Here is a 9,387-nt window from a genome sequence, read left to right as displayed (position 1 = left end):
AGCCACAACAGCAATAGAAACGCCCATCGCCCATGGATAAGGCATTAATAGCTGAACCCCAAATGCAGTGATCAGAAACAGCACAAGCGTAATGCACAATGCCCGCAAACGCCCCTGCCAACCGTCTTCAGTTTCCGCTAAGGCGCTGGCAATAACACCAAGAAAAAGCGGTATGACCATATCGATTCGGTCGGTGACCAGACTGACCGCTATCGCACCGCATAGTGCAATGAAAACCCGTATACCATAAGACAGCTGGCTCACGCCTACATGACGTACCGATTGATGAAGAAACTTAAAGGGCGACATGGTGGAAAAATCCATCTCTTAGAAAAAGAAGAAGTAAGTAAAGGCAAGTCTAAACGGCCATACGTGCAACTACAAGCCTATCCCATAATCTAATATCGAGCTGTTAATAGTATGAAAAAAGGATGATTTTTACGCAAAACTATCTTAACTAACAAACCAAATCTTAGCGCTATTTTACCCGGCAATACGGTTAGCCTAAGAAGGCACTTTTACACGTTTTTACGAATCAAAAAGGAAATAGGAAGGCAGCTTATGGGTAAGCATGCCTCGAACAGCCCACCGTCTAAACAACAGCCAATACTCAGGATCTGTTTTAGCCGTAAATAGGCTAAATTCACCGACAAGTAGATGTAAATGCGATAAGCTCATTGCAATAGTTTCTTAACTCACAATGCATCCTGTATGGAGATGGGCAATGTCAGACATTACATTTAGCGCCGAACAAAAAGCACAGATCACCGAAAAGCTACAAAGCTACATGGAAACCGAGTTAGACATAGAACTTGGGCAATTTGATGCTGACTTTTTGCTTGATTTTATTGCCAAAGAAATGGGAAGCCTGTTCTATAATCAAGGCTTATACGACGCCCAAGCGGTGTTGACAGACCGAATGGACGGGCTCACGGATGCCATATATCAACTGGAAAAAGGTTAACGGTTTTACACCATGAAAATGGCGAAATCACCTTCCGTCGTCGAGACCCTATGACACTGTTCAAAAAAGATGCAATAACATGACCTCCGATTACACTTCCATTTTACAACGTCTGTTTGGCTTTTCGTCATTTCGTATGGGCCAAGAGGACGTGGTGCAGCGACTGTTAAATCAGCGTTCCACGTTAGCGATATTCCCCACCGGATCAGGAAAATCCCTGTGCTATCAATTTGTCGCTACCCAACTTCCCCACTTAACCCTGGTGGTGTCCCCCTTGTTAGCCTTAATGAAAGATCAACTGGCGTTTTTACGGGAGAAAGGTGTCGCGGCTGAAAGTATTGACTCCACCTTAACGCCGGAGCAAAACAAACAAGTCATGCAGGATGTGCGAACCGGTCAGTGCAAAATTTTAATGGTGTCGGTGGAGCGCTTCAAAAACGAACGTTTTCGCCAGTTTATCGAGTCAGTATCAGTCTCTATGCTGGTGATTGATGAAGCACATTGTATTTCTGAATGGGGGCATAATTTTCGTCCAGATTATTTAAAACTGCCCGCCTACAAGCAAGGGCTTAACATTCCTTTGGTCTTGCTGCTTACCGCCACCGCCACCAACAAAGTCAAACAGGATATGGCCCAACGGTTTGCCATCGCTCCCGATGACATTATTCAAACGGGGTTTTATCGCGAAAACCTCAACCTCAACGTCACCCCTGTCGATGACGCCAATAAAAATAAGGCATTGTTACAAGAATTACAGCAGCAACAAGGGGCGGGCATTGTCTACGTGACACTGCAACATACTGCCGAAGACGTGGCCCGGTTTTTACAGCAAAATGGATACAAAGCAAGCGCTTATCACGCTGGTTTAGACAGTGATAAACGCCAATCGATTCAACAAGATTTTATGCAAAACCACCTGCAAGTGGTGGTGGCCACCATTGCCTTTGGCATGGGTATCGACAAATCAGATATCCGTTTTGTGATCCATTACGATTTACCCAAGTCCATTGAGAATTACAGCCAGGAAATTGGCCGCGGTGGACGTGACGGACAACCGGCCAACTGCACAGTGTTAGCGAACTTAGATGGCTTAGTGACCATTGAGAATTTTGTCTATGGTGACACCCCGGAACAAACCGCTATTCAACATGTTATTGACGATATTGCCAGTCAAAAAGAAAGCGCAACGCCGAACGGTGTCTATCAATGGGAAATGCAAATAAATAGCTTATCAACGTTAAGCAACATTCGTCAGTTGCCGTTAAAAACACTGTTAGTACAGCTTGAACTCGCGGGGATCATCCGCCCGTTATATGCCTATTTTGCCGAATACAAATACCGCTTTAATACCGACAAAGCCCAGATCCTCAGCCAGTTCTCCCAGGAGCGCAGCGCATTTCTAAATGCCGTATTTACTCACACTACTATGAAAAAAGTGTGGGGTGTTGTGGATTTTGACAGTATTTATCAACACTATGGGGCGCAGCGCGCCCGCGTGGTCGCCGCTTTGGAGTACTTGCACGAACATAATCATATCGAGCTCGCATCACGGTTAATCACCGAGGTCTACGAAGTCAACTTGCAGCGGCTGTCAGCGCCTGATTTAGCCGACAAACTTGCCTCATATTTTGCTGACAACGAACAAAAAGAAATTCAGCGCATTGCCAATTTAGTAAGATTTTTTGAACTCGATACGTGTTTAAATGCGAGTTTATCTGCCTACTTTGATGATAAACAAGCGCCGGCACAATGTGGCCATTGCAGTGTGTGTATGGGGAAGGTGGCCAAGCTTGCCTACTCGAACCCCATCGTCATGCCAGATAAAACCCAGGTTGCCGAAGCCATGGCGGCACTTAATGCTCACCTCAAAAATAACGTTGATATACCGCTAACGGAATCTATTTATTGCCGTTTTTTAACCGGCATGACCATGCCTTTATTTACCCGTTTAAAAATAAAACACGTCACGGGATACGGAAGTTGCGAGCACTGTCGATATGGCGATGTAAAAACCCTGGTGGCCTCGCTTTTAGGTTAATGTCTCTAATGTATTTATAAGCGTTTATAAATTGGGTTAGTTATGCCCATTTCTCAGAGCACATTCTATTAGTAGGCGCTAATAATATGGAAAATCGTAAACGTAAAAGAGGCGTTAAAGCATCACGTCAAAAATTAGAAGCAGCAATGATCCGCAAAGGTTTTGCTACCCAGATCCAACTGGCCAGACGAATTGCCGAATTAGAAAACCTAGCCCACCCTCCTAAAGATCTCATTAATAAGGTCTTTCGTGAACAACCCGTTGCATTTGCTAACCTCACCCGCATCGCCATGGGCCTTGAAGTAGAAGCACACACGCTTATCATGGCGGGGGATGATCCTGCACTGGTAACTCTTGTTCAAACGCCGCATCCCACGTTGACTTCATCGCCATGGGCAGACTTTGCCCTTAGCTGGTTATTGGTGCCGGTCCCGGTGGTAATGTTAGTGGGCCATTTACTCTGGCTAGCTCCGCAAGCGCCTAATAGCGGCGCTGCGAATGAACAATTGGCAAATATTGCCGGTTCAATTAAGGGCAATCCCCCTACTGGCAAAAATGACACCACTGCACACGTGCTGGTGCCACAGGACCTCAGCTTTAATCCTGTCAGCAGTATCAAGGCATGCGCAGATAAACTCACAGCAGTAACCTCCCCTTCATTTAGTCTTAGCCATCGAAATAAAAACCCGATGACTGAGTATGAAAATCTGGGGAATGAGGTCTATTTTTGCCTCACTGCGAACCGCGATTTATCAACACACTAAACCAATAAAAAAGGGTATTGTGCAGTTTTGCATCAATACCCTTTTCCCTGTCCGTCACTGACGACCTATTGCCTATTTAGAAGTCAGGATAAAGCACGGCCTTAACCGCATTGCCGCCTCCTAGCGCCAGAATGGCAATTTCCGCAGAATCGTCCAGCAACACCACTTGATCGCCATCGTTTATAATAAGATCACTGTCTATAAGTTCGTAGTCTTCCACACCCAGTTCTTTGTGCAAATACACATAGCTTCTTAAAATTGGGTAGCCCTCGCTATCGTAATACCAAACCGGATGTGTATCATCTTGAACCAGTTGTATCCCCGTGTTGTTGGTAAAGGCAAACCGGATCCCTGGCGTACCGTTCACATACAGCCATTCCATATAATTCGGCGTTAATGTGGTATACACCGTGCTTTCGGAGACAAGGTTATACTCGGCTTCCAATGATACGGCGATTTCGTCCACCTCAGGAAACAGTAATTCCTCACTGTCGCTCACCATGTATTGTAACAGCGTGAGATGTACCATGGTTGTGCCACTGGGTGGTAGGCACGATAAGCCAGGAAGGCTGAACTGGTTTAAGCTGGTAGATTCATAGCTATAGGTCGTATCGTTAAAGCTATAACTCACCACTTCTGATTTTACTAACTCTGTACCGTCCGCTTTTAGCATCTGCCAATCATCAATATCTGAAAGACAAAGCTCATGTTCACTGGTATTGGTGATTTCAAACGCCCCTTGAACAAGGGTTTCAAATAAGGCGTTTCCGCTTTCATCGGTATAATCAATGCCCTTATCTACGGTACGAGAATAGAGTTTAACTTGGCTGTCGATGGACATACTGCCGCTGGCGGCGCCGTCGCCGGTTGACACTATGGCGGTGGTTAGCGGCTTGGTAAATTTATTACTTTCAACGCTTAATAACCCCACGCAATTTCCGTCATCGGTGGTATAGGCCAAGCCACCGTCTGACAACGCAGTGGCGGTAGTTGCCAAGTTAGTGGCGCAAAAGGTGGTATCGCTGGGCGCTTCAGAGCCTACCCAGTCTGTGGTATCGACGTATTCATCACTATCATCCCAGGGCACAGATCCACTAACAAAAATAGCATCGTTGCCGTCTTCCCAAATAAATTCGGCATTATCAAAGGTGATAAGTTGTCCTTCAACATCAATGGCAATGTCACAATTAATGGTACATTCAAAGTTATATTCCACGCCCTCCACCACAGAGATAATGGATGCACCGGTGATATTTGTACCATCGGCAAATGCAGCCACGATGGCAAAGCCGTTATTCGGAGATGACGTTAAACCACTTAATGTTTCGGCAGAATCCACATCCTCACCGCCAACTAATAAAACGGACTCGTCCACACCGGTAAATTCTGTATACCCCACCGCAATGTCGCGAATCTCCAGATAATCCCAAATACTGCTAAGAGCACCATCGTTACCGGTAACACTTAAACTCGTTAAAACAACGCTATCATCACCGCCTGAGCCTGTGTCGTCATCACCACCGAGGGTTTCATCCAGGTGCGCCAAGGCCTCTTCAATCGATACCATGTGTTCATAACTGTATTCTAAATGGGTAGCAAGGAGATCAAGGGCGGTTGCAAGGTCGCTGTCTGAGGCAAACTCTTCACTTGGCACATCAAAAATAAGGGCGAGATCTTCAGCGGCCACCAGCACATCGTCGCTGATAACAATACCGTTTGTGGGGTCGCCATCCATATCGAGAGTCTGAAGAAATTGTGCAATATTGGTTACCACATCGGTGGAGACAGCGTCAGAAGTGACAAATGAATACGGCGAAATCACCTCCTCGCCAGGCACCTCGCCGAGTTCGATCCCGCCAATGGAAAAAGTGATACTTTCCCCTTCATGATAGTAAAATGTGCCCTCTTCATCGGTGACACCCGACATGCTAGCGGTTTCGTACTCTAGCCCTTCCACCGCACTGTCTAAAAACACGCCTGATAACAATGTTTCTCCATCTTCGCTATCGCCACTGCCGCAAGCAGTGATTGCTAACACTGCAGTAGCGATAGCAGAAACTCGCCATAGCCTAACGCCGTTCAACACGCTTCTCATAACCTCTCTCCCTAAACATTTATGCGATCACATTGAAAAAATCATTATCAAGCATTACGACTGCTCAATAATTAATCAATTATTTTTTTAATCGATTTAATGTTAGGTGCCACTAAGTAGCGCTATGTGTCGATAACGGGTGATACTTGGGGCGACGGGATTAAGGCATGGGGCGTTCTAGCTGCTTTTTATGCTGGATCCATTGCTTAGGAGAGCTGCCATACATGCGCTTGAACTCTCGACTGAATTGGGATGAACTCACATAACCGACTTCCATGGCAGCAACATTTACATTGACCCCTTCTGAAATTTTCATGGCAGCATGATTCAGGCGCATGGATTTGACAAACTGGATGGGTGACATATTGGTCGCTTGTTTAAACTTACGGTGAAACACTGCCCGACTCATGCCAATGTAATCAGCCATTTCTTCAATGCTCACAGGCTCACTGATTCGGGCGGATAAATATGCGATGGAACGAGCAATCTCATTACCAACACCAAAGGCTTGCTTAAAGGCATTGCCCGCCTCGCCTTTTAGGATAACGTAGTAAAGCTCATGCAACGATAAGCCTTTAAAGTGGGCACCGTGAAGGTCGATTTCGGCCATCGACACTTTGATGGGAACATTACCGTTTAATGCTGCCGCTTCCCGCATGGCAAGAGTTTGGGGGTTATGGGCAATCAATTTACTGTCTGCCAGCATATATTCTGCGAGCGCACCTGAAGTGCCATTTCTAAACAGGCCACCTGTTCGTTCACCGGCGAACGGCTAGAATCCAGCATTCTGGCCGCTTCGGCAAAACTGCCCCTTTCCACCGCGGGGCTGATAGATCGTTCGCCGCAGGTAAAATTAGCCCTTAGGGTGTGAAAAAGAGTGCACTAAGCCCGTTTAGCTGGTACATTTTATTTACATTCATAGCAGTACACATCCGTGCCAGAAAGCAGTCGGCCTCTTTGTTTAAGGATAAACGAAAAGGAATCAAGATTGACTATCTATTGTGTCATTGCAGTTAAACATGCATTTGTATCCATCACCCGGGGCCAGGTATGTTAGGCGCGGTGGTTCCACAGCGACTCAATGTGCGCAGTATGCCCATGACCACCTCATCGGTGTTGTGCAGACTCACCGAAAACGAAGTGGTTCGCGGTGAAGCTGAGATTAACGGTTGGTGGCAAGTTCGTTACCGTGATACCATCGGTTTTGTGCACGGCGCTTATATCAAACCCATCAACGATGTATCACGGCTATCGGGCGCGGTAAACACCCCACGTTTAAATGTACGAACCGGCCCCTCTCCGAATGCCACCTACCTCGCCACGTTAACAAAAGGCGCATCGGTAAAAACCCTCGCTATTTTAGATGGTTGGCTGGAGATTGAATTCAACCATCAAACGGCCTATGTGGCATCGCCTTATGTGGACCTAACCTATTCATCCTCCGGTTACCCTGCCTTGGTAACAGCCAATTTGTTAAATGTCCGCGCAGCGCCTTCCCGAACCGCCAGTATTTTTGGTCAACTGGCGCAAAACAACCGCATTTGGGTAGAAGGCACCCTTCAAGGGTGGAGCCAAATTAGATTCAACGGCAATCGCGGTTATGTGTCTAACGCGTATATCGTGCCCGACGACACCGTCGGGCCCGAGTCAGACATGCCCGTGGCCATGGTCGATCATGAAAACGACACCATTGATGCTATTCCTAAACGGAGCGATGACAACAGCTTACTGCCCCTTACGCCACCGGTGATCCTGCCCGTTACCGGTAACAGCGAGCAGCGCGCTGTTGCCACCACCTGGAACCGTTTTGGTGCCTTGCTGATACAATTGTGTGAGCAAAAACAGGTCGGCACTGGGGCATCTGTGGCCGTGTTATGCGTAGAAAGTGGCGGCAAAGGATTTGAACAAAATAACAGTGACAAAATGATCATCCGCTTTGAAAACCACAAATTCTGGCAATATTGGGGGCGACATAATGCGGCACAATTTAATCAACATTTTCGCTACCGCAGTGACAAAGTATGGCTTGGCCACGAATGGCGAAAAAGTGTGAACACCCCTTGGCAGCCCTTTCATGGCCGTCAAACCACAGAGTGGGAAGTGTTTGAATTTGCTCGTCTGCTGAACGAAGAAGCCGCCATGCTCTCAATTAGCATGGGGGCACCGCAAATTATGGGGTTTAATCATGAACGCATAGGCTATCGCTCGGTTACCGAAATGTTCGACGCCTTTTCATCCCACATTCAATACCAAATTGGCGGGCTTTTTGAATTCTTCTCACCGCAGATGTTGCAATACCTTCGAGATCACGATTTTGTGAATTTCGCCGGCATGTATAACGGCGCAGGACAAAAAGCCGTATACGGTGAAAAAATACGAAAGCACTACGAGGCTTTTACTAAACTCATGCCAAATACAGACAACAAATAAGGAGGTTAAGATGAGCGTTTTTTCTTTTATTAGTAATATTTTTGAACCGGCGGTGAAACTGGTGGATGAACTCCACACTAGCGATGAAGAAAAGCTCCAGTTGCAAAGTAAAATTAAGGCGGTGGAAAATGAACTGCTGGCCAAGGTGATTGATTATGAAAACCAGCTACTGGAAAGTAAGACGGCCATCATCACTGCTGAGGCCACCGGGCAGTCGTGGCTGCAACGCAATTGGCGCCCCATCACCATGTTAGTGTTTCTTGTTTTAGTGGTATCCGACAGCTTTGGCTGGCTACCCAACAAGCTTGCCCCTCAAGCCTGGACGTTATTGCAAATTGGACTAGGCGGTTACGTTGCCGGTCGTTCAGCTGAAAAAATGACCCAGCAATACCTTAAGGCCCGTCCAGCTGAGAATAAATCAGACGCAATGGCCAAGGGGTAGGCACAGTCAGGTAAATGGCGTTATTTGCCACTTTGTTATTGCTCCGTAAAGCAAGCGCGGGGAGGATCCCCTTTATCGGGCTACCCGCTGTTGCTCGGCGTTTTTGTTTCATACATCTGACTTGCAATAAAAAACAAAACTGCCATTTGTAATTGGTCTAGGTATGCCTCTTGAGAAAGCGTTGTAACAAAAGAATACAACGCTTGGCAAAGAAACAAACCGCCGGCGATCTTAAAGCCAATGCCAGTGATTTTTTTCATTGGCGATGCTCCTTTGTAAAACAATAGTTTTCGATGCGCTACAAATAGTGGTTCATACTCGTTCGACCGTAAGTTCGATATATATCGTCATGTGCATTGGCTACTTCTCCGAAAAACGCACCTAAATCGAAGAAAAAACGAGCTCCACATACCATCTTAATCTGAGCACTTGATAGCTCAGTTAGTTTATTTGCCGCTGAATTGTTCATATTTTTTATTCCTATCGTCTAGTTGACTTATATCCTTGATAAAAGTCGTATGCCGCATCTAAAATCGTAATACCTACTGCAATATGGCCCCAGATCCCGCCGGAGACCTGCGTTAATGCCTGTGGGTTTAATTCTTCAATCATTTGCAAACGTCCTCTTATTTATGGGTAAAGACCTTTAGGTCA

8 protein-coding genes and 2 pseudogenes are annotated in these 9,387 nt (G+C 46.4%); 5 read left to right on the top strand and 5 right to left on the bottom strand.

Translation table 11 applies throughout. From position 1 onward, the window contains the following. A pseudogene (locus V5298_RS09145) lies at positions 1-309 on the bottom strand (hypothetical protein); the annotation flags it as partial. Between the two features lie 415 nt (positions 310-724). Between V5298_RS09145 and V5298_RS09140 the strand changes: the two are divergent. The 3 genes from V5298_RS09140 (at position 725) to V5298_RS09130 (ending at position 3,766) form a co-directional block, all read left to right on the top strand. Then, on the top strand, positions 725-964 hold the full coding sequence (locus V5298_RS09140; RefSeq protein WP_332931156.1) for a DUF2164 domain-containing protein: 240 nt from the start codon (positions 725-727) through the stop codon (positions 962-964). Positions 965-1,043: 79 nt separating this feature from the next. Beyond that, entirely contained in the window at positions 1,044-3,002 is a 1,959-nt protein-coding gene (locus V5298_RS09135; RefSeq protein ID WP_332931155.1) for a RecQ family ATP-dependent DNA helicase, read from the top strand. A gap of 86 nt (positions 3,003-3,088) precedes the next feature. After that, complete coding sequence (locus tag V5298_RS09130; RefSeq protein ID WP_332931154.1) at positions 3,089-3,766, top strand: hypothetical protein; 678 nt, start codon at positions 3,089-3,091, stop codon at positions 3,764-3,766. Between the two features lie 76 nt (positions 3,767-3,842). On the opposite strand, the gene V5298_RS09125 is transcribed toward V5298_RS09130, so the two are convergent. Both V5298_RS09125 and V5298_RS09120 read right to left on the bottom strand, forming a co-directional pair. After that, positions 3,843-5,861 carry a hypothetical protein gene (locus V5298_RS09125; protein WP_332931153.1) on the bottom strand — a complete coding sequence of 673 codons (2,019 nt, stop codon included), beginning with the start codon at positions 5,859-5,861 and terminating at the stop codon, positions 3,843-3,845. Between the two features lie 160 nt (positions 5,862-6,021). Beyond that, positions 6,022-6,426, bottom strand: a pseudogene (locus tag V5298_RS09120) (helix-turn-helix transcriptional regulator); the annotation flags it as partial. Between the two features lie 485 nt (positions 6,427-6,911). On the opposite strand from V5298_RS09120, the gene V5298_RS09115 reads away from it, so the two are divergent. Continuing rightward, positions 6,912-8,291: an N-acetylmuramidase domain-containing protein gene (locus tag V5298_RS09115; RefSeq protein WP_332931152.1), complete on the top strand. Its 1,380-nt coding sequence runs from the start codon at positions 6,912-6,914 to the stop codon at positions 8,289-8,291. Positions 8,292-8,301: 10 nt separating this feature from the next. Beyond that, complete coding sequence (locus tag V5298_RS09110) at positions 8,302-8,733, top strand: 3TM-type holin (protein ID WP_332931151.1); 432 nt, start codon at positions 8,302-8,304, stop codon at positions 8,731-8,733. Positions 8,734-8,813: 80 nt separating this feature from the next. On the opposite strand, the gene V5298_RS09105 is transcribed toward V5298_RS09110, so the two are convergent. Next, a complete protein-coding gene (locus V5298_RS09105) occupies positions 8,814-8,993 on the bottom strand; it encodes a hypothetical protein (protein ID WP_332931150.1) in 180 nt (59 codons plus the stop codon). A 220-nt stretch (positions 8,994-9,213) separates the two neighbouring features. Continuing rightward, the gene (locus V5298_RS09100) at positions 9,214-9,345 is read right to left on the bottom strand and encodes a hypothetical protein (RefSeq protein ID WP_332931149.1); all 132 of its coding nucleotides are present in this window, start codon (positions 9,343-9,345) and stop codon (positions 9,214-9,216) included. Between the last annotated feature and the right edge of the window lie 42 nt (positions 9,346-9,387).

This window comes from Alteromonas sp. 14N.309.X.WAT.G.H12 (assembly GCF_036697315.1).
Taxonomy (GTDB): domain Bacteria; phylum Pseudomonadota; class Gammaproteobacteria; order Enterobacterales; family Alteromonadaceae; genus Alteromonas.
The sequence above is the reverse complement of the archived record's forward strand: the minus strand, read 5'-3'. Positions and strand labels throughout refer to the sequence as shown.